Annotated in this window: 21 protein-coding genes; 5 read left to right on the top strand and 16 right to left on the bottom strand. The window is 68.7% G+C overall.

What is annotated here, in order from left to right; all coding sequences use genetic code 11:
* Window positions 1–83: 83 nt before the first annotated feature.
* Window positions 84–1,373: a PQQ-dependent sugar dehydrogenase gene (locus FHD68_RS02945; protein WP_139085138.1), complete on the bottom strand. Its 1,290-nt coding sequence runs from the start codon at window positions 1,371–1,373 to the stop codon at window positions 84–86.
* A gap of 89 nt (window positions 1,374–1,462) precedes the next feature.
* Complete coding sequence (locus tag FHD68_RS02940; protein WP_127899536.1) at window positions 1,463–3,277, bottom strand: methyl-accepting chemotaxis protein; 1,815 nt, start codon at window positions 3,275–3,277, stop codon at window positions 1,463–1,465.
* Window positions 3,278–3,409: 132 nt separating this feature from the next.
* Between FHD68_RS02940 and FHD68_RS02935 the strand changes: the two genes are divergently transcribed.
* Window positions 3,410–4,369, top strand: a complete 960-nt coding sequence (locus tag FHD68_RS02935; protein WP_127899535.1) for an acetamidase/formamidase family protein — start codon at window positions 3,410–3,412, stop codon at window positions 4,367–4,369.
* Window positions 4,366–4,932: a pyridoxamine 5'-phosphate oxidase family protein gene (locus FHD68_RS02930; RefSeq protein WP_127899534.1), complete on the top strand. Its 567-nt coding sequence runs from the start codon at window positions 4,366–4,368 to the stop codon at window positions 4,930–4,932. The genes FHD68_RS02935 and FHD68_RS02930 overlap by 4 nt, the downstream gene beginning before the upstream one ends.
* Here FHD68_RS02930 and FHD68_RS02925 read toward each other — a convergent pair.
* From FHD68_RS02925 to FHD68_RS02865, 14 genes are all read right to left on the bottom strand, one after another.
* Window positions 4,929–6,731, bottom strand: coding sequence for an ABC transporter ATP-binding protein (locus tag FHD68_RS02925; protein ID WP_208863732.1), 1,803 nt, complete (start codon window positions 6,729–6,731; stop codon window positions 4,929–4,931). The two genes, FHD68_RS02930 and FHD68_RS02925, sit on opposite strands and share 4 nt — an antisense overlap.
* A gap of 1 nt (window position 6,732) precedes the next feature.
* Window positions 6,733–8,514, bottom strand: coding sequence for a gamma-glutamyltransferase family protein (locus FHD68_RS02920; RefSeq protein WP_139085135.1), 1,782 nt, complete (start codon window positions 8,512–8,514; stop codon window positions 6,733–6,735).
* A 17-nt stretch (window positions 8,515–8,531) separates the two neighbouring features.
* On the bottom strand, window positions 8,532–9,392 hold the full coding sequence (locus FHD68_RS02915) for an ABC transporter permease (RefSeq protein ID WP_045999734.1): 861 nt from the start codon (window positions 9,390–9,392) through the stop codon (window positions 8,532–8,534).
* Complete coding sequence (locus FHD68_RS02910) at window positions 9,389–10,336, bottom strand: ABC transporter permease (RefSeq protein WP_045999735.1); 948 nt, start codon at window positions 10,334–10,336, stop codon at window positions 9,389–9,391. Before FHD68_RS02910 ends, FHD68_RS02915 begins: the two co-directional genes overlap by 4 nt.
* A 54-nt stretch (window positions 10,337–10,390) precedes the next feature.
* Entirely contained in the window at window positions 10,391–11,899 is a 1,509-nt protein-coding gene (locus FHD68_RS02905; protein ID WP_127899531.1) for an ABC transporter substrate-binding protein, read from the bottom strand.
* A 22-nt stretch (window positions 11,900–11,921) separates the two neighbouring features.
* Window positions 11,922–12,623: a FadR/GntR family transcriptional regulator gene (locus tag FHD68_RS02900; protein ID WP_198143093.1), complete on the bottom strand. Its 702-nt coding sequence runs from the start codon at window positions 12,621–12,623 to the stop codon at window positions 11,922–11,924.
* A 1,061-nt stretch (window positions 12,624–13,684) separates the two neighbouring features.
* Window positions 13,685–14,329: an NrsF family protein gene (locus FHD68_RS02895; protein ID WP_127899530.1), complete on the bottom strand. Its 645-nt coding sequence runs from the start codon at window positions 14,327–14,329 to the stop codon at window positions 13,685–13,687.
* A complete protein-coding gene (locus FHD68_RS02890; protein WP_164871486.1) occupies window positions 14,326–14,703 on the bottom strand; it encodes a sigma factor-like helix-turn-helix DNA-binding protein in 378 nt (125 codons plus the stop codon). The genes FHD68_RS02895 and FHD68_RS02890 overlap by 4 nt, the downstream gene beginning before the upstream one ends.
* A gap of 25 nt (window positions 14,704–14,728) precedes the next feature.
* Window positions 14,729–14,869, bottom strand: a complete 141-nt coding sequence (locus FHD68_RS18870; RefSeq protein WP_164871485.1) for a hypothetical protein — start codon at window positions 14,867–14,869, stop codon at window positions 14,729–14,731.
* 77 nt (window positions 14,870–14,946) lie between these two features.
* A complete protein-coding gene (locus FHD68_RS02885) occupies window positions 14,947–15,351 on the bottom strand; it encodes a DoxX family protein (protein ID WP_127899528.1) in 405 nt (134 codons plus the stop codon).
* Window positions 15,348–16,094, bottom strand: coding sequence for an HvfC/BufC N-terminal domain-containing protein (locus FHD68_RS02880; RefSeq protein ID WP_164871484.1), 747 nt, complete (start codon window positions 16,092–16,094; stop codon window positions 15,348–15,350). The genes FHD68_RS02885 and FHD68_RS02880 overlap by 4 nt, the downstream gene beginning before the upstream one ends.
* Complete coding sequence (gene bufB / locus FHD68_RS02875) at window positions 16,084–16,929, bottom strand: MNIO family bufferin maturase (RefSeq protein WP_127899526.1); 846 nt, start codon at window positions 16,927–16,929, stop codon at window positions 16,084–16,086. Before bufB ends, FHD68_RS02880 begins: the two co-directional genes overlap by 11 nt.
* Before the next feature lie 56 nt (window positions 16,930–16,985).
* Window positions 16,986–17,231 carry a BufA1 family periplasmic bufferin-type metallophore gene (locus FHD68_RS02870; protein ID WP_369799420.1) on the bottom strand — a complete coding sequence of 82 codons (246 nt, stop codon included), beginning with the start codon at window positions 17,229–17,231 and terminating at the stop codon, window positions 16,986–16,988.
* A gap of 90 nt (window positions 17,232–17,321) precedes the next feature.
* A complete protein-coding gene (locus tag FHD68_RS02865; RefSeq protein ID WP_127899524.1) occupies window positions 17,322–17,552 on the bottom strand; it encodes a hypothetical protein in 231 nt (76 codons plus the stop codon).
* On the opposite strand from FHD68_RS02865, the gene FHD68_RS02860 reads away from it, so the two are divergent.
* From FHD68_RS02860 to FHD68_RS02850, 3 genes are read left to right on the top strand one after another with little or no spacing between them, the layout of a single operon-like run.
* Window positions 17,551–19,560, top strand: a complete 2,010-nt coding sequence (locus FHD68_RS02860) for an HAD-IIB family hydrolase (protein WP_127899523.1) — start codon at window positions 17,551–17,553, stop codon at window positions 19,558–19,560. The two genes, FHD68_RS02865 and FHD68_RS02860, sit on opposite strands and share 2 nt — an antisense overlap.
* The gene (locus tag FHD68_RS02855; protein WP_127899522.1) at window positions 19,553–20,713 is read left to right on the top strand and encodes a glycosyltransferase; all 1,161 of its coding nucleotides are present in this window, start codon (window positions 19,553–19,555) and stop codon (window positions 20,711–20,713) included. The genes FHD68_RS02860 and FHD68_RS02855 overlap by 8 nt, the downstream gene beginning before the upstream one ends.
* Window positions 20,710–21,678 (top strand): glycosyltransferase family 2 protein, encoded by a 969-nt coding sequence (locus FHD68_RS02850; RefSeq protein ID WP_127899521.1) that lies wholly within the window; start codon window positions 20,710–20,712, stop codon window positions 21,676–21,678. The genes FHD68_RS02855 and FHD68_RS02850 overlap by 4 nt, the downstream gene beginning before the upstream one ends.

The following is a 21,678-nucleotide window of genomic DNA, read 5'->3' as shown; positions in this document are numbered from 1 at the left end:
TGCGCCCGCGTCTTGCCTTGGCCTCGGCCATCCTGCTGATCGCCGTGACGGTGGCTTGCGCAATCGTCATGGCCAGCCTGACGTCACGCGGCGGTGACGCGCCAGATGATGTCGCCCACGTCGTCGGCCACCAGAAGCGACTTTCCGTCAGCGCCGATGGCGACGCCCACGGGACGGCCATAGGCGGTCTTTTCGTCATCCGACAGGAAGCCTGACAGGATGTCGCGCGGCGGGCCCGACGGCTTGCCGCCTGCGAACGGCACGAAGATCACCCGGTACCCGCTGAGGGTCGAGCGGTTCCACGACCCGTGCTGGCCGATGACCATTCCGTCGGGAAAGCCGGGCAGGGTGCCCGCGGGCATCCAGCACAGACCCAGGGAGGCGGTATGCCCGCCCAGGGCATAGTCCGGCGTGATGGCGCGGGCGACCAGCGCCGGATCCTGCGGCACGCGGTCGTCGACGGTCTGGCCCCAATAGCAGTAGGGCCAGCCATAGAACCCGCCCTCGCGCACGGATGTCAGGTAATCGGGCGGCGTCTCGTCGCCCAGGCCGTCGCGTTCGTTGACCACCGTCCACAGGGTGCCTGTCGACGGCTCCCACGCCATGCCGACCGCGTTGCGCAGCCCCGAGGCGAAGATGCCGGCCTGTTCGGTCTCCAGGTCCAGACGCCAGATGGCGGCGCGGCCCTCCTCGGCTTCCATGCCCTGATCGCCGATGTTGCTCAGCGATCCGACGCCGGCATAAAGACTGGTTCCGTCGGGCGACACGATCAGGCTGCGCGTCCAGTGGCCGTTCGGCTTGAACGTGACCAGCCTGCGTCCCGCCGCGGTGATCGTCGTCTGGCCCTCCTGATAGGGGAAGGCCACGATTCCGTCCGTGTTGCCGACATAGAAGGTGTCACCCACCAGTGCCATGCCGAAGGGCTGGTTCTGCCGCTCCAGGAACACTTCGCGTGTCTCGGCCACGCCGTCGCCGTCGGTATCGCGCCACAGCGTGATGCGGTTCGCGCTGGTGCCGATGGCGCGGGCGCGGCGCATGGTGGCCTGGGCCGCGTGGTCCATCAGCGTCTTGGGCGGATTGGGCTGCTCCTTGGATTCGGCCACCATCACGTCGCCGTTCGGCAGCACCTCGATCCAGCGGGGATGGTCCAGCCCCGAGGCGAAGGCGTTGACCGCCAGACCCGGTGCCGTGTCGGGGACATGGCCCGGCGCCCAGCCCTTGGCGGTCGGCATCTTCAGCGTCATGATTCCCTGCCGCTTGGCGTCGGGAATGGTCGGTGCGGTGCCTACCGCCTGAACCTTGGGCGCGCCGAACCGCCTGATTGCCACCATCGTGCCGCCCACGACCGCGGTCGCCCGTGCCAGAAAATCCATCATCCGCCCCCTTGCTGTCGAAGCCGCACCTTAGCGACCCCTGCCGGGGCGTCAAACGCTGATGGTGTCGCAACCCCGGCGGAGATGCCCTACCAGCCTGCGGTACGTCGGGGTTCGACGGCTGCGGGACGCAGGGCCTGCTGAGGCGTGGTGCGGAACTGGCGCGCCTTGCTTGCCAGCTGATCGGTCTGCTCCTCAAGCGCGCGGGCGGCGGCGGTCGTCTCCTCGACCATGGCGGCGTTCTGCTGGGTGACCTTGTCCATCTGGTCGGCCCCCGCCGACAGCGCGCGCAGGCTTTGCGACTGTTCGCGCGCGCTGGAGGCGATCATGGTGATGATCGTGCGCACCGCCGACACCTCCTCGACGATCGTGACCAGCGATGCGCCCGAGCTGCGCACCAGGCCCGCCCCCTCGCGGACATGGACGGTCGAGGCGCCGATCAGGTCCTTGATCTGATGCGCGGCCTCGGCGGTCTTGTGGGCCAGGGCGCGGACCTCGTGGGCGACGACGGCAAAACCACGCCCGGCCTCTCCGGCGCGCGCGGCCTCGATACCCGCGTTCAACGCCAGCAGGTTGGTCTGGAACGCGATCTCGTCGATGACGGTGATGATGGTGCCGATCTGGCGGGTCGATTCCTCGATCTCGCCCACGGCACCCACGGCCTTCTGGACGATCTCTCCGCCGCCTTGCGCGTTGCGCTGCGCAGTCTCGGCGCTGGTCTGGGCGGTGGACACGCCCTCGGCCGCCTGATCGACGCCGCGCGACACCTCGTTCAGGGCGGCCACGGTCTCCTCTAGGTTGGCAGCCTGCTGTTCGGTGCGATGGGCCAGGTCATGGGCGGCGGCGCTGATCTCGGCCAGGCCGCCGCGGATGACGGCCACGCCGTCGACCACCAGCCCCAGGGCCTCGTCCAGCTGACCGAGCGAGGTGTTGAACTGATCCTTGACGGCATCGAACTCGGGCGCGACCGGATCGGTGATGCGCACCGTCAGATCGCCTCGGCTTAGCCGGTCGAAGCCGGTGCTGATCGCCCCCACGAAATGCTGCAGCTGGGCGGCGCGCAGGTTGGTCTGTTCGACCATTTCGGCCTGCCGCGCGTTCACGGCATCGGCGTCGCGCGCCAGGCGGTCGCGGTCGATGGTGGCGGCGCGGAACGTCTCGACCGCGCGGGCCATGGCGCCGATCTCGTCCCTGCGGGCGGCGCCGGGGACGGTGTCGTCGGTCTGGCCCTGGGCCAGGCGCCCCATCATCGCGGTCAGCGCCTTGATGGGCTTGCTGATGCTGCGCGACAGCGGGATGGCGCAGGCGATAAGCGCCAGAAGCAGCAGCCCCGACCACAGCCCGCTGCGCCGCATCTCGGCCATGAAGTCGGCGGTGATGTCGTCAACGTAAAGACCCGCGCCGACCGTCCAGCCCCAGGGCGCGAACAGCGTGGAATAGGACAGCTTGGGCAGCGGATCGCCCCCCGACAGACGCGCGACGAAATACTCGGTGAAACCACCCCCCGCGCGCGCGGTCACGATCATCTCGCGGATGTGCAGCTTGCCGTTGGCATCGGTGGCCTCCCAGGCATTCGTGCCCTCGCGTTCGGTATCGGGATGCATGACCCGCAGACCCTGGGGGTCGTAGATGAAGACATAGTCGTCGTCGCCATAGCGGATGGCGCGGGCGGCCTCCTTGGCGCGGTGCTGGGCCTCGTCCAGGGTCATCGCGCCGGACTGGGCCTGGGCTGCGAAATGGGTCAGCATGCTGACCGTGCTTTCGACCTGGGTCGCGATCAGCTCCTTGCGGTCCTTCCACAGAAGGTGGTGCAGCGAGGACAGCTGCAGCGACATCGCAAGGATGCTGAGCGCGACGGCAACCCCGGTCAGCAGGGTCAGTTTACGTGAGATTCCAAAGGTCATGCAGCGGCCTTCCCGGTATGATCCGACAAGACATAGCGGCGACACATGAACGGATCGTTGACGCCGGCAGGGAATTGCACGTCGTGCGAATTACGCCGACAGTGGCGGCAGACCGACACGGGGGACCAGACGATGTGCAGACAGTGCAACTATACCATCCATGCGGCGCAGCATCACCTGGGCTGGGACAACGCGATCGCCCCGGTCCAGACCGTGGCGCCGGGATCGACGATCCACTTTGCCTGCATGGAGGCGTCGGGCGGGCAGCTGAACCTGTCCAGCACCGCGGACGACATCGCCACGCTGGATTTCGGGCGCATCAACCCGGTCAACGGGCCGATCCATGTCGACGGGGCCGAACCCGGTGACGCGCTGAAGATCACGCTGGTCGATTTCGCCCCGCAGGCGCAGGACGGGCAGAGTTGGGGCTGGACCGCGAACATTCCGGGGTTCGGTCTGCTGGCGGACCAGTTCCCCGACCCCGCCCTTACGCTGTGGCGCTATGATGCGGCGACGCTGGCGCCGGCGCTTTGGGGCAGTCACGGCCGGGTCGGGCTGAAGCCCTTTGCCGGGACAATCGGCGTGGCCTTGGCAGAGCCGGGTGCCCATTCCATCGTCCCGCCGCGGCGCACGGGCGGCAATCTGGACATCCGCGACCTGTCGCGCGGGGCCGAACTGTATCTGCCGGTCGAGGTGACGGGCGCGTTGTTCTCGGTGGGCGACACCCATGCCGCGCAGGGCGACGGAGAGGTCTGCGGCACCGCCATCGAAAGCCCGATGGACGTCACGCTGACGCTGGACCTGGTCAAGGGCGCGAACCTGGCGATGCCGCGGTTCACCACGCCAGGACCGGTCACGCCGCACCTGGACGCCAAGGGGTACGAGGTCACGACCGGCATCGGCCCCGACCTGATGACCGGCGCGCGGCAGGCGGTCGAACAGATGGTCGATCTGCTGTGCGCGCGCCACGGCATGCCCGCGGTCGAGGCCTACATGCTGGTGTCCACCTGCGGCGATCTGCGGATCTCGGAGATCGTCGACATGCCGAACTGGGTCGTGTCGTTCTATTTCCCGCGCTCGGTCTTCGAATGACCGACCTGCATCCCTGGGCCGCGGGGCTGGACAGCCTGCACGACCAGGTCTGGCTGCGGTTGCACCGCGGCGTGGCCGACCGCCATGCGCCCGCCCGCCACCCGGTGCTGGCCACCGTCACGCCGGGCGGCATGCCGCAGGCGCGCACGGTCGTGCTGCGCGGGGCCGACCCCGACGAAGCCGTGCTGGAGGTTCACACCGACCTTCTGTCCGCGAAGGTGGGTGATCTGCGCGTCAACCCGATGGCGGCACTGCATGTCTGGGACGCTGGCGCGCATCTGCAGACCCGGATCGAGGCGCGTGCCGCCATCCTGACGGGCGCGGCGGTCGCGCAGGACTGGGCGCGCGTGCCCGACCCGTCGCGACAGAGCTATGGCTCTCAGCCGCCGCCCGGCACGCCCATCGACGATGCGCTGGCCTATGCGAAACGTCCAGACGCCGCCTGTTTCGCGTTGGTGCGCCTGACGGTGCTGGCCATCGACGCGGTGCATCTGGGCCCGCAGCACCGCCGCGCGCGATACACGCGCGAGACGAGCTGGCGCGGACAGTGGCTGGCGCCCTAGACCATCACGAAATGGCGATCCGACACCTGGCGCCAGTCGCGCTTGGGCGGTTCGAACCCCATCGGACGGACGGGGCTTTTCAGCTCATCGACCTGCATAGCGCGGCGCAGGCCCCGGCGCGCGGGGTCCGGGACCGGCACGGCGGCGATCAGCTTCTTCGTGTAGGGATGCTGCGGGTCGGCAAAGATCGCCTCGCGCGGGCCGATCTCGACGATCTCGCCCAGATACATCACCGCGACGCGGTGGCTGACGCGTTCGACCACCGCCATGTCGTGGCTGATGAACAGATAGGCGATGCTCAGACGCTCCTGCAGGTCCATCAGCAGGTTGCAGACCTGCGCCTTGATCGACACGTCCAGCGCGGACACGCTCTCATCGGCCACGATCACCTTGGGGTTCAGGCCTAGAACGCGCGCGATCGCCACGCGCTGGCGCTGCCCGCCGCTGAATTCGTGCGGATAGCGGTCCAGCATGGACCCGTCCAGGCCGACCTGGGCCAGCAGTTCGGCGGCGCGGTCGCGCGCCTCGGCCCGGCCGGCCAGCTTGTGCGCCAGGATCGGCTCTGCCACGGTCTGGCCCACCGTCATGCGCGGGTTCAGGCTGGAGAACGGGTCCTGAAAGATCATCTGCCCCGACCGACGCATTCGGCGCAGATCGGCCGGGCCGGCCTTGAGCACATCGAACCCGTCCAGCGTCACCTGCCCCGATTCCGGTTGCACCAGCCGCAGGATCGACCGACCCGTGGTCGATTTCCCGCAGCCGGATTCGCCCACCAGCGACAGCGTCTCTCCCTGCCATAGATCGAAGCTCAGATCCTCGACCGCGTGGACCTTGCCCGTCGGGCGGCCAAGAAGGTCCGACCCCGCGGCAAAGCGCGTCACCAGGTTCCGGACCGACAGGACCGGTGTCGCGCTGCGGTCCACGGTGTCGACCACCGCGGGCTGGGCCGCGATCGCGCCGCTGGCCATGTCGACCTTGGGAAAGCGCAGCGGCCAGCGCTGGCCCGCCATCTGCCCAAGCCGCGGCACCGCGGCCAGCAGCGCGCGGGTATAGGGGTGGCCCGCATCCTGGAACAGGCCCGCGGTAGTGCCGGTCTCGACGTGATCGCCGCGGAACATGACCACGGTGCGGTCGGCGATCTCGGCGACCACGCCCATGTCATGGGTGATGAACAGGACGGCCATGCCCTGCTCCTCCTGGATCTCCTTGATCAGGTCCAGGATCTGGCCCTGGATGGTCACGTCCAGCGCCGTCGTCGGCTCATCGGCGATCAGCAGGCGCGGGCGCGCGGCCAGGGCCATCGCGATCATCACCCGCTGGCGCATGCCGCCGGAAAACTGATGCGGATAGTCCCTGATGCGCGCCGCCGCATTGGGGATGCGCACGCGGTCCATCAGGCGCAGCACCTCGGCCCCGACCTGGTCGCGGGGCACCTGGCCATGGCGGATCAGCAACTCCGCGATCTGGTCGCCCACCGGAAAGACCGGGTTCAGCGAGGACATCGGTTCCTGAAAGATCATCGCGATGTCGTTGCCGCGGACCCGGCGCATCTCCTGTTCGGACAGGCGCGTCAGGTCGCGCCCGCCCAAGAGGACCTGTCCGGTGACGCGCGCGCGCTTGTCCAGCAGGCCCATGATCGCCAGCGACGTGACGCTTTTGCCCGATCCGCTTTCGCCGACGATGGCCACGGTCTCTCCGGGTGCCACGTCGAAGCTGATGTTGCGCACGACCTCCTTCATCCCGTCATCGGTGGGGAAGGAGACGGACAGGCCGCGCAGGCTTAGGATAGGATCCGTCATCCTACCGCCCCGCCGCATAGGCCTGCATCAGCCGCGGCGTCGCGGCCGCGCGCAGAAGGCCCTGCGCATCGCGGCTGGCCGCGGTCAGGCGGCCGATGTCCCAAGGGCCGGTGACGGTCACGTCATGGCCGCGACGGCGCAGTTCGTCGATGGTGGCCTGGCCCACGCGATCCTCGATCAGCATTCCGCCCGGTGCCGCGGTGCGCGGGTGGAACGAGGCCGGGAAATGCGTCGAATGGAACAGCGGCGCGTCGATGGCCGCCTGCAGGTTCGGCTCGAAATGGACATGGCGCAGGAAGAAGACCAGCTGCCACTGGTCCTGCTGATCGCCGCCGGGCGTGCCGAAGGACAGATGCGGCACCCCGTCGCGCAGCGCCAGCGACGGCGTCAGCGTGGTGCGCGGCCGCCGCCCCGGCGCCAGCGACGTGGGCAGGCCGGGCTGCAGCCAGAACATCTGCGCCCGGCTGTTCAGGCAGAAGCCCAGATCAGGGATGATCGGCGACGACTGCAGCCAGCCGCCCGAGGGCGTGGTGGACACCATGTTGCCCCACCGGTCGATCACGTCGATATGCACGGTATCGCCGCGCTTTTCCGACAGGTGCGCCATGGTCGGCTCATAGACCGCGCCCTTGCCCAGGCCGTCCAGCAGCGACAGGGTGCGGGCGCGCTGATCCTCGAACCCCGGCACGGTGCCGGGGCGCAGGTCCAGCGACGCGCGGTCGCCGATCAGGGCGCGGCGGTCGGCGGCGTAGGCGTCCGACAGCAGCGTCTCCATCGGCACGTCGTGCATCAGGGGGTCGCCGTAATAGACCTCGCGGTCGGCATAGGACAGCTTCATCGTCTCGATCACGGTATGGACGAAATCGGGACCGTTCGGGTCCATCGCGGCGATGTCGATGCCCTCCAGGATCTTCAGCCCCTGCAGCAGCACCGGCCCCTGACCCCAGGGCCCGGTCTTGGCGATGGACCAGCCGTGATAGTCGGCCCAGGTCGGCTCCTCGCTCGTGGCGGCATAGCCTGCCATGTCGTCGGCGCTGAGGACGCCGCGATGTTTCGCCCCGCTGCCGTCCATCACTTCGGTCGTGCGGCAGAACCGGTCGATCGCCTCGGCCACGAAGCCGCGATAGAAGGCGTCGCGCGCGGCCTGCACGCCCGCCTCGCGCGTGGGCGCACCCTCCGAGGCTTCGACAATGCGGCTGTAAGTGTCTGCCAGCGCGTCGTTCTTGAACAGCGCGCCCGCCTGCGGGGCCTGCCCGCCGGGCAGCCAGGTCGCGTGCGATGTGGGCCATTCGGCGGCGAAGAAATCGGCCAGACCGGCGATGCTGTCGGCCACGCGGGGCAGCATCGGATGGCCGTGGCGGGCATAGTGGATGGCGGGGGCCAGGACCTCGGAGACGGTCATCGTGCCGTGTTCCTGCAGCATCAGCATCCAGCCGTCGAAGGCGCCGGGGATGACGGTGGCCAGCAGCCCGTTGCCGGGGATCAGGTCGATCCCCTCGGCGCGGTAATGCTCGATGGTGGCGCGGGCCGGGGCAGGGCCCTGGGCGCAGATCACCTGGGTCTTGCCGGTCTTGGCCGAATGGATGATCGCGGGTAGGTCGCCCGCTGGGCCGTTCAGATGCGGCTCGACGATCTGGAGGACAAAGCCCGTCGCGACGGCGGCGTCGAAGGCGTTGCCGCCCTTTTCCAAAATCGCCATGCCCACGGCGGTCGCGATCCAATGGGTCGAGGTGACGACGCCGAAGGTGCCGGTGATCTCGGGGCGGGTGGTGAATTGGGTCATGACGACTCCTTGCAATGTCAGTGTTCGCGCGGGTCCAGCGCATCGCGCAGCCCGTCGCCGATCAGGTTGAAGCCGATGACGACCAGAAAGATCGCGGCCCCCGGCCACCAGGCCATCCAGGGCGCCTGCGTCAGGAAGTTCTTGGCCACGTTCAGCATCGACCCCCAGCTTGGCGCGGGGGCCTGCTGGCCCAGGCCCAGGAAGGACAGCGACGCCTCGGCGATGATGGCGGTGGCGATGGTCAGCGTGGCCTGCACGATGATCGGCGGCACAATGTTCGGCAGGATGTAGCGGCCCATGATCGCCATGTGACCCAGGCCGATGGCGCGGGCGCCCTCGACGTAATCCTCGGTCTTGACGGACATGACCTGGGCGCGGGTCAGGCGGATGAAGATCGGCATGGCCGACAGGCCGATGGCGATCATGGCATTGGTCAGGCTGGGCCCCAGGAAGGCGGCCAGCGCGATCGCCATGATCAGGAAGGGCATCGCCAAGAGCGCATCGGTGAAGCGAGAGATGATCGTGTCGGTCCAACCGCCGAAATAGCCCGCGATCAGCCCGATAGGCACGCCGGTGACGACGGCGATCGCCACAGAGATCACCCCCGCCATCAGCGACGCCTGCGCGCCCCAGATCATCCGGGACAGGATGTCGCGACCGATCTCGTCCGAGCCCAGCCAGTATTCGGCCGAGGGCGGCAGCCGGATCGCGGTCCAGCTGGTGGCCAGCGGGTCGGCGATGGGCAGGATCGGCGCGGCCAAGGCCAGAAGGACGAAGAAGGCCACGATGATGCCACCGACCAAGGCCGCGCGGTTGCGCCGGAACTTGCGCCAGAAGCGGCTTTTGGCGCGGGGGGCGGGCATGTCGATGGCGGTCATAGGGCGGCCCTCATCCGGGGGTTCAGCATCACGGACAGCACGTCCGCGACCAGGTTCATCAGCAGGAAACCGACGGCGGTGCACAGCACGACCCCCTGCACCACGGCATAGTCGCGGTTGAACACCGCATCGACGATCAGCTTGCCGAAACCCGGAATGGTGAAGATCTGTTCGGTCAGCACCGCGCCCGCCAGCAATTCGCCGAACAGCAGCGCGGTCAGCGTGATGACCGGCAAAAGCGCGTTCCTGAAGCTGTGCTTCAGCACCACCTGGCGGCCGGTCAGGCCCTTGGCCCGCGCCGTGCGGATATAGTCCGCCGACAGCACGCCCAGCATGGATGACCGGGTGTGGCGCATCAGCGTCGCGGCCAGCCCCGTACCCAGCACGAAGGCCGGCATGATCATCGTCTGCAGCGAGCGGACCGGATCGACGAAGATCGATTCATATCCCGATGCCGGCAGCCAGCCCAGATTGACCGAGACCAGCAGGATCAGCATGATCCCCAGCCAGAAGTTCGGGATGGACAGACCCGACAACGCCACGAAATTGGCCAGCCAGTCGGTCACGCTGCCCTTGCGCACCGCCGCGATGATGCCTGCGGGAATGCCGATCAGCATCGCGAAGATCATCGACATGACCGCCAGCTGGATGGTCACCGGCAGCTTCTGCACGATCAGCTGCGACACGGGTTCCCCGGTCCGCAGCGAGGTGCCCAGATCGCCCGTCACCACGCCCCCCAGCCAGCGCAGGTACTGGACCGGCACGGGGTCGTCCAGGTGCAGCTGTTCGCGGATGCGGGCCAGGGTCTCGGGGTCGCGCTCCTCTCCGGCCATGGCCAGGACGGGATCGCCCGGCAGCAGCATCTGCAGCCCGAAGACCAGCATCGACACGATCAGCAGCGTCGGCAGGGCGACCATCAGCCGCTTGGCGATATAGATCAGCATGGGGGTCCTTTCACCATCGGTGCGGGGGCGCGGCTGGCGCGCCCCCGGTCATGGTCACTCGGCCAGGGTGACGTCCTGCAGGCGGATCATCCCGTCGGGCAGCGCCTTGAAGCCCTGGACCTTGTCGTCCAGCGCAAAGATGTAGGTCTGGTGGCCCAGATAGATCACAGGCAGGTCCTGGTTCAGGATCACGCCGGCCTCGTCGTACAGCGCCTTGCGGGCGGCGGGGTCGGTGACGGCGCGCGCCTCATTAAGCAAGCGGTCGACCTCGGGGTTGCAGTATTTCGGGTCGTTGATCCCGCCCTCGCAGGTGACGAACTGGTGCAGGTTGCCGTCCGGGTCGGGACGCCCCGACCAGTCCGACCGCGACAGCTGGAAGTTGCCCGCCGTCTGCTCCGACAGAAGCGTCGCGAATTCGGTCGCGCGCAGGGTGACGTCAAAGCCCGCCTCGGCCACCATCGCCTGGACGACCTGCATCATCTGGGTGACGACGGGATTGTTGGCATGCTGGATCTCGACCGCGACGCGCTCCTGTCCGGCCTCGGCCAGCAGGGCCTTGGCGGCCTCGACGTCGCGGGCGGGGACGGGCAGATCCTGGTTGTACCATTGCGAGGTCGGCGGGAAGGGCTGGTTGCCCGCGCGCGCCGTGCCGTCGAACACGACCTGGTTCAGCGCCTCGCGGTCGATGGCCAGCGAGAAGGCCTGGCGGACGCGCGCGTCCTCTCCTATCGGGGTCAGGGCGCGGTCGCCGTTGCCGATGTTGGCATAGATCGCCATGTAGCCCAGGCCCACGACCTCCTGCAGGCTCAACCCGTCGGTCTGGTTGACGGTGCCCACGTCGGTGGCGGCGATCCGTTCGACCATGTCCAGCTCTCCAGACTGCAGGTTGGCCAGGCGCACGGTGGTGTCGGGAATCGGGCGATAGGTGACGCGTTCGATCTTGATGCGGTCCGCGTCATAGTAATCCGCGAACTTCTCCAGCACGATGCGGTCCTGCTGGATGCGTTCGACGAACTTGAACGGACCCGAACAGACCGGGTTCTGGCCGAAATCAGCGCCGGCCGCCTCGGCCGCGGTCGGAGAGATCATCATTCCCGCCCGGTCCGACAGCTGCGCGATCAGCGACGCGTCCGGCGCGGTCAGCGTGAAGGTCACCTGCAGCGGTCCCGTCGCCTCGACCGAGGCGACCGAGGACAGCTCGGACTTGCGCCGCGATTCCGGCAGGGTCATCGACCGGGTGATGTTGGCCACCACCGCATCGGCATCGAACGCCGTTCCGTCGTGGAATACCACGTCGTCGCGCAGGTTCATGACCAGCTGCAGCCCGTCGTCGGAATAGGTCCAGTCCGTCGCCAGCATCGGGATGATCTGTGCGTCGGCGTCCAGGTCGACCAGCTTGTCGCACAGGCCCGCATAGACGATGCGGCCCACGAAGGTGCGCGACTGGTCGGGGTCCAGGATGTCCGCGTCGTCGCCCAGGCCGATGCGCATCTCCTGTGCGGCGGCGGGCAGGGCGGTCAGCAGGGCGGCAAGCGCGGTGGCGGTCAGCAGATGGCGGGTCATGGGATGTCCTTCCTGATGGGGGTCAAGCATGGGCCGGTTGGTCCGGCCTTCCGGTATCGGTTGCGGGGAGGTCGGCCGATCCAAGGCGGATCAGCTTTTCCTGAAGCATCAGCAGATGCAGGCGCATCTGTTCGGCGGCCGCCTGCGGGTCGCGGGCAGCAATGGCGTCGACGATGGCGCGGTGCTGGGCCACGGGCAGCGCGTGACCGGCCAGGCCACCCCGCGCGCGTTCGCGCACCGCCTGCCAGGCGGGGTCCTGGCGGATGCGGTTGACCACGTCGAACAGCGACAGGAACAGCGCATTGCCGGCGGCCTCGGCGATCTGGCGGTGCAGGGTGCCGTCCCACAGCTCTCCTTCGTCGGCGTCGACGCATTGCGCGATGCGGTCCGACAATTCGTGCATGCGGGCGATCTGCACCGGCTTGGCGCGCAGCGCGGCAAGGGCCGCCAGTTGCGGCTCCAGGCGCAGGCGCACCTCCATGATCTCGAAAAAGTCAGTCGCGGGGGCGGCGCTGTCGATCTGACCACCGACGAAGGTTCCGGCGCCCTGGCGGCGGGTGATGCGGCCCTCGGCCTCCAGCACCTCCAGCGCGCGGCGGATCGCGCGGCGGCCGATGCCCATCTGCTCGGACAGCTGCCGTTCGGTCGGCAGGCGGGTGCCGTTCGGATGACCCGGATCGTCCACCCAAGCGCGCAGCTGTTCCAGCGCATAGGCAGAGGTCATGTTTCCCTGACCCCTGGCGGGACCGTCATCGGCAAAAGGAAGATCAGGCATGTCCATGAAGCGAACCAATCCGTTATTGGTTCATGCTGTCACAAATCTGCCGTCACGCAAGCGCGATGACGCGTGATCGACTGTGATTGAGCGGCTGCACAGCGGATACCTGTCCCCGCGCCTTTGTTCGGTGGCTCAGAAATGCGAACCATTACAGTGCAATGGTTTGCCCGTGCCCCATCAATGACGTCGACTGCCCGAAGTTTAAGCATTCGGTTAAAATGCAACCTTATGATGAGGCGAATTCGCCGACCTGCCTGTCTGGAAGGCTGGACGTCCGGGAATCAGGTGCGATGGGCCTCTCCCCAAGGATAGAGCGTGGCGTCGTTGTGACTTGTCCCCGCGCCATCACGTTAACCAAGACGTTGACCCTGAATGTTCGGCATGCAGGGGTCATGTGCTGGATGATCTCGCACGTCCTCGCGGATGCAAATGCCCTACTGGCATCGTCCGACCGACCCATCGCGTCGATCTCCGGCGGCCAAGCGATTTATTTGCGTCAGAGGTCACGCAGGAAGTATGGCAGCAGCGCCTGCCTGCTGGGCGACTATCGCAGCGCATCGCGAAGGACTGTCTGGTGCAGTGCTTCTTCATCAGCGGGACGGTGCGTGGCCGCCGCAGTCGGTTCGCCAAACGGTTCAAACATGCATCTCGACGGCCCGCGGCCCGCGACGAACCCGTGCAGTCCACTAGGCAACCATCGGATGCCGGGTGTCACCGATCTCACTCCCTCAAAGACGATGGTCATGCAAACCCGCGGCGCCACCGTTATTGGCCATCCTGCTGCGGCACTCTCACCTTCGGACTTGCCACCATGAACGCGGGGATTGGTGGGCAGCATCGGCGCGTAGCGTTGGGTGCAAACGGAGATTCCTCAGGGCACCGGCGTAGGTTGGTACCACTGTGCCGCTACTTGGTGGCGTGACAGGTGCAGCGGTCAAGGTCCTGCAACAAAGCGATTTTTTACGGTTACCCCCGGAACTGTCCCCGGAAATTGTGGATAACCTGGATCACCAGCGCAGCAGCTTGTGACCCGCCACGGCCCCGGCCACGGATGCCAGCACGATCGCCGCGCCGTACCAGAACACATAGAACAGCGGCGAATCTTCGGTGCAGGACAGGGCATAGCCGGTCGCCGCACCGGCGCCTGCCGCAAGTCCGATCAGCGCGCCGGCCAGGACGGGATGCGTGCTGGCGCCGCGACGCATCAGCCGCACGCCTGCAAACAGGGGCGCCGCCGACAGGGCCAGCACCGCAGGCACGCAGGTATCGGCCGAATGGCCCAGCCAGTCATGGGCCAGCCGGTCGACGGGCGTCGCGACCAGTGCCCAGATCGCCAGGGCCATCGCCAAGGCGGCGGGGACCGCCAGCGGCCACAGCCCGATACGCGCGCCGGGCCGTGCCAGCCGCACCGCCATGGGCCAGGCCAGCATCAGCACCATCAGCGGCAGCAGCGGCTTGGCCAGGGTTACCGGCGCGGCCAGTGACGCAGCCAGATCGGGGCGCGGCCCGGACAGCGCCATCTGCAGCGCAAGGCCCAGCAGCGCCGTCCCGGCCATCGTGGCGATCATCCGCGCCGGAGAGAACCGGGTCGAGGGCAGGGGTTCGGCCGCCAGTCGCGCAATCAGCGCCTCGGTCGAGGAGGGTTGTGTCATTCGCGTGTTCCCAGTCCGATGGCGGACAGCTTCTTCATGGCGCGGTGCAGGGCGACCCGGACCGCGCTGTCGGTCATGCCAAGGCGGGCAGCGACGTCGTCGGCACTGTCCCCCTCGATGCCTATGGCGCGGACGATGCCTGCGGACCGCGCGTCGATGCGCGCCAGCAGCACCCCCAGGTCGCGGGCGGCGGTGGGGTCGTCGGTGCGGCTGTCGGCCATGATCTCGGCAAAGTCGTGGATGGGCAGGTGGACGCGGCTGCCCCGCCTGCGGAACGCGTCGATCACCTTGTAGCGGGTGACCGCGTACAGCCAGGGACGCAGGGGCGTGTCCGGCTGCCAGCTGTCGCGTTTCAGGTGAATGGCCAGCAGCACCTCCTGGACGACATCCTCGTGCAGGTCACGGGGCAGGCTGCCCGCGGGCTCGCACCACGGCGCGGATCAGCGGCGTGACCTGGGTCAGGAACCGGGCCATGGCGCGGCTGTCGCCGGCCTGCGCCGCCGCCAGAAGTGCCGCCCATTCGGTGCCGTCCTGCTGCATGCCCCGCCTCCGCGCGCCTGTCCTCAGGCTAGCCGCAGGGATGCCCACCCCGCAAGGCACGATGGCGGGAACGGCGATCATGCCGGCACCCGGCGGGTCTGCAGGACGTGGTCCAGCGACCACCGCCCCGGTCCATGCGCGATCAGCGCCAGGAAGGCGGCGGCCCACAGCCCGTGCGTCATCCAGGCCGAGGGATAGACGAAGATCTGGATCGTCGCCGTCATCGCCAGAAGCGCCAGCGCCGACAGCCGCGTCATCAGCCCCAGGATCAGCAGCACCGGCAGCAGGTGTTCGGCCAGGGTCGCGGCCACCGCTGCCCAGTCCGACGGGATCACGGGCAGGGCGTATTCGTGTTCGAACAGGAACCAGGTGCCGTCCTTGATGGACAGGCCGTCGACCTTGGTGCGGCCCGACTGCCAGAAGACCGCCGCCGGAAACACGCGCAGGGCCAGCCCGGCAAGGTCGGTCAGGATGGGGGTCATGGCACGGTCTCCTGGTCGGTCAGGCTGCCGGACCGCATCAGGTGCAGCAGCAGCGGTTGAGGGTCGTGGTCAGCCTGCACCGCCCGGGCGGCCCGGGCGGCCTGCGTCAGCGTTCCCGCAGTCAGGGCCGCGATCATCGCGGCGTCGGCGGGGCTGATCGCGGTGACCGGAACGCCCCAGGACGGATCGCGCAGGATCAGCGCGATCTGGGGTCCCGCGGGGACAGGGCCGGGGGTGGCGCCGGGCTGGTTCATCGCCCAGACCGCGACGCCCGCATGGTGCAGCGGCAGCACGATGACCGACGGGTGCAGGCCCAGCCTCAGCAAGTCCGGGTCGGCGCGGGTCAGGCGGTCCGGGCGGACCGGGACGGCGTCGGCCGCGTGAAAGGCCAGCCCACGAGCATGTTCGATCCGCGCGACGTCGGCCATCCAGGGCCAGCCGGCCAGCGGCGGGAAATCGGCCAGAAAGGCCGCGAACCCCGCGCCCCATTCGGCCATCACCGGCGACCGGGGGCGGTCGGCCGCGACGAAGCTTGCGGCCAGCGCGGCGAAATAGTCGGCCCCAACCAGCCGGCGGATGACGGGAAAACGCTGTGCCAGCGCGGCGGACAGGCCTACCGCCACATTGTTGCGATAGACGGCGAAACGGCGCTCGGCCTCGGGGCCGGTCACGCCGGGGGGCAGCGGCCCGCCGCGCAGCGCGACGTCGAAGGCCGTGGTGAAATGGGCGTGCTCAGACGGCATGGGCCAGCCCCGCATGGCGCAGGATGGCGTCGGCCCGCGCGGCCTCGGCCGCGAGGATCGGCCAGTCGGGCAGGTCGTTGTCCCATTCGACCAGCGTCGGCAGCGGGCCCTGGCGCGCGATGACCTCAGCATAAAGCGCCCAGACCGGGTCGGCGACGGCACTGCCGTGATCGTCGATCAGCAGCGGGCCCGAGGGCAGGTCCTCGGTCGCGTGGCCGCCCAGGTGGATCTCCTGCACCAGGTCCAGAGGAAAGGCGTCCAGCCATGCCCAGGGATCGCGCCGATGGTTCACCGCCGAGACATAGAGGTTGTTGACGTCCAGCAGCAGCCCGCAGCCGGTGGCCTGGGCGATGGCCTGCAGGAACTGGGTTTCGGGGATCTCGGACTGCTGGAACAGCAGGTAGGTGGCGGGGTTCTCCAGCAGGATGGGACGCGCCAGCGCGGTCTGGACCTGGTCGACATGATCGATGATCAGCGCCAGGGTCTGGGGCGTATAGGGCAGGGGCAGCAGGTCGTTCAGGTATTCGGCCCCGTGGCTGGACCATGCCAGGTGTTCGGAAAAGCTGTCCGGCTGATACCGGTCGCACAGCGCGCGCAGCCGCGCCAGGTGATCCCGGTCCAGCCCATGCGGGCTGCCGATCGACAGGCCCACACCGTGCAGCGACAGCGGGAAATCGGCACGCAGCGCGGTCAGCTGCGCGTGGGGCAGGCCGCCCGCGCCCAGATAGTTCTCGGCATGGACCTCGAAGAAGCCGACCGGGCGGGCGTCCTGGCGGATCGCCGCGAAATGCTGGGGCTTGAAACCGACGCCGGGGGTGGCGGGAAGGCGGGACATGGCATCACCCTTTGGGAATGGCCGCGCGGGACGATCCCCGCGCGGTCCGTATCGGATCAGGCGGGCAGGTCGCGCATCTGTTCCTCCAGCATGCCCATGCGGGCGGTGCCGTCGGCCTGCGCGGGCAGCTCCATCGTGGTGCAGGTGCCGGCGGGGACCAGCGTCCAGGCGTTCCCCTGATAGTCGACGGTCGAGGTGCCGGCGCAGGTCGTGCCCGGCCCCGCGGCGCAGTCGTTCTGCCCGGCCAGGGCGACGCCGAAGCATTTCTCCATCTCCTGCGCCATGACGGGGGTGGCGGCCATCGCACCAAGCGCACAGGCCAGCGAGGCGCCAAGCGAAAGGCGGGTCGTGAATGCGGTCATGATCATCTCCGTTCTGATGTCGAAGGCGCGTCAGCCCGCCTTCATGCAGATCAGATCGCGGCGGATGGGGCGCGCGTTACAGCGCCACGGTGCTTTTTTCGCACCGACATGCTGCCCATCGGCAAGGCACCGCCGGGAAGGGGAGAGTTCATCTTTCTTTACTTGGTCGCTTTCCGGTGAACCCGCGGCGGCGTGACGTTGTTCGCTGTGCAATGGCCGCATTGCACGGTCTGCAGTCAGTTTGCCGAAAGGTGCAATCATGCACATTCTTCACCTTGCCTTGGGCGGCTGCCTGAAGGCTGCCCCCGTGCGCTATGGCGTGACCGAGGATACCGGCGGCCACATCGCCTATGTCCTGGGTGCTGCCATGGCACAGGCGGCGCTGCCGCAGGTGGCATCGGTCGACATCGTCACCCGTGCGTTCGACGGCATGGATCCCATCCACGCGCAGGCGGTGGAGGATGTCGCGCCCGGCTGCCGCATCCTGCGCCTGTCGACCGCCAATCGCGCCTATCTGGCCAAGGAGGCCCTGGAGGCGGAGCTGCCCGCCCTGGCCGAGGCGTTCTGCGCGATGCTTGGCGGGATGTCGCAGAAGCCCGACGTGATTCACGCACATTTCGCCGACGCCGCGCGCCTGGCCCGGACGGCGCAGAAGCGGTTCGGCATTCCCTGGATCTATACCCCCCATTCGCTGGCCCTGCAAAAGGACCCTGCCGCCGCCCGCCGTCCCGATCTGCGCGACCGGATCGCGGCCGAGCGGTCGGCCGTCGAGGGTGCCGCCGCGATCATCGTGTCCTCGCGCGACGAGGCCGAGCGCCAGCTGCGCCCCTATGGCAAGGCGGCCGAGGGGCGCAGCCATTGCGTGTCTCCCGGCGTGACGCTGCTGCCGTATGCGGGCACCGCGGCGGCCGATGCGCTGCTGGCGCCGTTCCTGCGCAGGCCGGATCGTCCCATCGTTCTGGCGGTGGCCCGTCCCGTGGCCAAGAAGAACCTGGCCGGGCTGGTCGATGCCTATGCCGCATCGCCCGAGCTGCAGGACCGCGCCAACCTGGTGATCCTGGCCGGGCTGCGCGACGGCATCGATGGCGGGCCCGCCGAACAGGCGCAGGTGCTGCGCGGACTGTTCGACCGGATCGACCGCCATGGCCTGTGGGGCAAGGTCGCCCTGCCGCCGCGCCATGATGCGGGTCAGCTGCGGGCGCTGTACGCGCGGGCAGCGCAGGGAGGCGTCTTCGTGAACCCGGCGCTGCACGAACCCTTTGGATTGACCCTGGTCGAGGCGGCGCAGGCTGGCGTTCCTGTGGTTGCGACCCGGAACGGCGGCCCCGTGGACATCGTGGCACAGCTGGGCCACGGCGCGCTGGTCGATCCCGGCGACGCGGCGCAGGTCGCCGCAGCCTGCCTGCGCATGATGGACGACCCGCAGGGCGCGATCCGCGCGCAGGCCCGCGCGCTGGAGGCCTTTGACTGGCGGGACTGGGCGCGACGGTCGGTGGCGATCTGCCGGAACCTGCAGCGCGCCGCCCCCCTGCCACGTCGCGCGGTGCGCCGCATTCTGGCCAGCGACATCGACGGCACGCTGACCGGCTGCCCGGTGGCCGCCGCACGGTTCGTCGATTGGCACGCGCAGCGCGACGACGGGTTGCTGTTCGCCGTCGCCACCGGGCGGTCCGTGTCGCAGGCGCGCCGGGTGCTGGCCGATTGGGCCCTGCCGCGGCCCGACCTGTTCATCACCTCGGTCGGGTCCGAGATCTGGCGGTGGGGCGCGGGCGACCGCCTGCACCCCTGCACCGACTATGCCGCGCTGCTGGATGCGGACTGGGACCGCGATGCGGTGCAGGCCGTGCTGCAGGCCCGCACCCCCGTCTGGCAGGCAGGCTATGAACAGCGGCGGTGGAAGCTGTCGCTGCTGGGTACCGCCGCGCAGGCCGCGGGGATCGAACGCGATCTGGCGCGCGCCGGGTTGGCAGCACGCGTCATCGCCTCGCACGGAGAGTTCATCGACGTGCTGCCGCAGGCGGCCGGCAAGGCCGCCGCCCTGCGGTTCGAGGCCACGCGCCGGGGCCTTGACCTGCGCCACTGCATCGCCGCAGGCGACAGCGGCAACGATGCCGACATGCTGGCAGCCAGTGGGGCGTCGATCCTGCCGTCGAATGCCTATGCCGAACTGGCCCACCTGCGCGGCCGGGGCATCTATCAAAGCCGCTATCACCACGCCGCGGGGGTCATCGACGGTCTGGCGCAGCTTGGGCTGGCGCAGCATGCGTGATCTGGTCCCTGACGATACGGCAAAGCGTCCCTTCGGCTATTTCGTCCACCACCAGGGACGGGGCCACGCGGAACGCTGCGCGGCCATCGTCAATGCGCTTCCCACCGACCGGCCCGTCACGATCTTCTGCGCCCGGGACGACATCTTTCCGCCGCTGACGACACAGGCGCGCATCGTCACCATCCCATCACTGTTCGAACGGACCGGCGCCGAATGCGACATGGACCACGTGCCCACGCCCGACACGCTGCACTGCGCGCCTCTGGGCTGGCCGGGCATCCGTCAGGCGATGGGCCGGATCGCTGGCTGGTTCGCCACCGATGATCCCGCACTGATGATCTGCGATGTCAGCGCCGAGATCGCACAGCTGTCGCGCATCTGTTCGGTCCCCCATGTGAAGATCCTGCAGCATGGCGACCGCGGCGATCAGGGACACCAAGCCGCCTATTCAGGGGCCGTGGGCCTTCTGGCGCCGTTCTCTGCCGCCTTGGCGCAGCCGGATTGGCAGCCACTTGCAGACCGCATCCATTATGCCCCCGGCCTGGGCATTCCCGCGATCACGCCCCCCGACCGGGCGGCGGCCCGGCGGGCCTTGGGGCTGGACCCCGACCGCCCCATGGCGCTGTTGGTGTCGGGTGCGGGCGGCACCGGTTTTGCACAGGCGCCAATGGGCGTGGCCGCGCGGGCCTTTCCCGACTGGCACTGGATGACCATCGGCGCGACCCAGCCCGACTGGCACGCGACGCAGGGCGGCAACCTGACCCACCGGGGCTGGGTCGACGACCCGGCGACCCACGTGGCGGCGGCGGATCTGGTGATCTCTTCGACGGGCAACACCACCTGCGCGCAGGTTCTGGCCGCCGGGCGGCCGTGGATCGTGGTGCCGGAATGGCGCTATTTCGACGAACAGCGCCTGAAGGCCGAGGCCCTGGCCCGCGCGGGCGTCGCGCTGCACCTGCCGCATCTGCCGTCCAGCGCACACGCCTGGCGCGCGGCAGTCGCACGGGCGATGGATGGTCACGACCCCGCGGCACAGGCGCGCCTGGTCACTCCCGATCCCGCGGCCGACACGGCCCGATGGCTGGAAACCCTAGCGCGCGACCTGTGGTCCGCCGCCCCCCCGACACGCATCCCCGAAGGAGCCCCTGCATGATCCACGTTTCCGCCCTGACCATCGCTGCGGGCCGCGAGGCGCATTTGCGCAATGTCGTCGCGGGCTTTCAGGCCCAGCATCACAAGCCGTCGGAACTGATCATCGGCGTGATGCAGGACGCCGACTATACCGACCTGCCCCGGACCGACTTTCCCATCCGCCAGATCCGCGTGACGGCGCCCGAAATGCCGCTGTCGGCGGCCCGCAATGCGGTGGCCGATGCGGCGACGGGCGACCTGCTGGTCTTTGTCGATGTCGACTGCATCCCGGCGCCCGATTTCATCAGCGGCTATCTGGACCGCATGGCGGACCGTCGCGGCCTGTTCATGGGCGAGGTGATGTACCTGCCCCTAGGCGGCACCGACGGGGGGCTGGATTTCGACCGCTTCGCCGACATCGCCGTCAAGCATTCCGACCGCCAGGGCCCCCCGGCCTCCGGGGTGGCGGCCTGTGCCGACTACCGATGCTTCTGGTCGCTGAACTTTGCGATGTGGCGCCAGGATTGGTTGGACGGCCCGCGTTTCGACGAAAGCTTTTCCGGATATGGCGGCGAGGATACCGATTTCGGCCGCGCGTGGTCGGACGGCGGCGCCCCGATCTGGTGGATCGCGGGGGGCCGCGTCTATCATCAGTACCATCCGCATTGCATGCCCCCGGTTCATCACCTGCACTCTGTCCTGCGCAACACCGAGGTCTTTGCCCGCAAATGGGGTCACCGCACGATGGAACATTGGCTGTACGCGTTCCAGCTGATGGGCCTGATCCGCAACGCGCCCGAGGGGTTGCAGCTGCTGCGCGAACCCGGCCCGACGGAATTCGCCCTGTGCGAACAGCAGGGGCACATGCCCTATGCCAATTCCCGTCGTGTCATCGACCACCTGCACAGGCTTGCCGAAGACGACCGCATGTCGTCCGAACGTGTCGCACGCGAACAAAGCGCCCTGTTGATGCCCGCCGCCGAATGA

This window comes from Paracoccus marcusii (assembly GCF_006151785.1).
Lineage (GTDB): Bacteria > Pseudomonadota > Alphaproteobacteria > Rhodobacterales > Rhodobacteraceae > Paracoccus > Paracoccus marcusii.
The sequence above is the reverse complement of the archived record's forward strand: the minus strand, read 5'-3'. Positions and strand labels throughout refer to the sequence as shown.

Bases quoted from the DNA above. Each gene is read 5' to 3' on its own strand.
- FHD68_RS02945 (WP_139085138.1), bottom strand. From the start codon at position 1,373: ATGGATTTTCTGGCACGGGCGACCGCGGTCGTGGGCGGCACGATGGTG.
- FHD68_RS02940 (WP_127899536.1), bottom strand. From the start codon at position 3,277: ATGACCTTTGGAATCTCACGTAAACTGACCCTGCTGACCGGGGTTGCC.
- FHD68_RS02935 (WP_127899535.1), top strand. From the start codon at position 3,410: ATGTGCAGACAGTGCAACTATACCATCCATGCGGCGCAGCATCACCTG.
- FHD68_RS02930 (WP_127899534.1), top strand. From the start codon at position 4,366: ATGACCGACCTGCATCCCTGGGCCGCGGGGCTGGACAGCCTGCACGAC.
- FHD68_RS02925 (WP_208863732.1), bottom strand. From the start codon at position 6,731: ATGACGGATCCTATCCTAAGCCTGCGCGGCCTGTCCGTCTCCTTCCCC.
- FHD68_RS02920 (WP_139085135.1), bottom strand. From the start codon at position 8,514: ATGACCCAATTCACCACCCGCCCCGAGATCACCGGCACCTTCGGCGTC.
- FHD68_RS02915 (WP_045999734.1), bottom strand. From the start codon at position 9,392: ATGACCGCCATCGACATGCCCGCCCCCCGCGCCAAAAGCCGCTTCTGG.
- FHD68_RS02910 (WP_045999735.1), bottom strand. From the start codon at position 10,336: ATGCTGATCTATATCGCCAAGCGGCTGATGGTCGCCCTGCCGACGCTG.
- FHD68_RS02905 (WP_127899531.1), bottom strand. From the start codon at position 11,899: ATGACCCGCCATCTGCTGACCGCCACCGCGCTTGCCGCCCTGCTGACC.
- FHD68_RS02900 (WP_198143093.1), bottom strand. From the start codon at position 12,623: ATGACCTCTGCCTATGCGCTGGAACAGCTGCGCGCTTGGGTGGACGAT.
- FHD68_RS02895 (WP_127899530.1), bottom strand. From the start codon at position 14,329: ATGACACAACCCTCCTCGACCGAGGCGCTGATTGCGCGACTGGCGGCC.
- FHD68_RS18870 (WP_164871485.1), bottom strand. From the start codon at position 14,869: ATGCAGCAGGACGGCACCGAATGGGCGGCACTTCTGGCGGCGGCGCAG.
- FHD68_RS02885 (WP_127899528.1), bottom strand. From the start codon at position 15,351: ATGACCCCCATCCTGACCGACCTTGCCGGGCTGGCCCTGCGCGTGTTT.
- FHD68_RS02880 (WP_164871484.1), bottom strand. From the start codon at position 16,094: ATGCCGTCTGAGCACGCCCATTTCACCACGGCCTTCGACGTCGCGCTG.
- bufB (WP_127899526.1), bottom strand. From the start codon at position 16,929: ATGTCCCGCCTTCCCGCCACCCCCGGCGTCGGTTTCAAGCCCCAGCAT.
- FHD68_RS02870 (WP_369799420.1), bottom strand. From the start codon at position 17,231: ATGGCCGCCACCCCCGTCATGGCGCAGGAGATGGAGAAATGCTTCGGC.
- FHD68_RS02860 (WP_127899523.1), top strand. From the start codon at position 17,551: ATGCACATTCTTCACCTTGCCTTGGGCGGCTGCCTGAAGGCTGCCCCC.
- FHD68_RS02865 (WP_127899524.1), bottom strand. From the start codon at position 17,552: ATGATTGCACCTTTCGGCAAACTGACTGCAGACCGTGCAATGCGGCCA.
- FHD68_RS02855 (WP_127899522.1), top strand. From the start codon at position 19,553: ATGCGTGATCTGGTCCCTGACGATACGGCAAAGCGTCCCTTCGGCTAT.
- FHD68_RS02850 (WP_127899521.1), top strand. From the start codon at position 20,710: ATGATCCACGTTTCCGCCCTGACCATCGCTGCGGGCCGCGAGGCGCAT.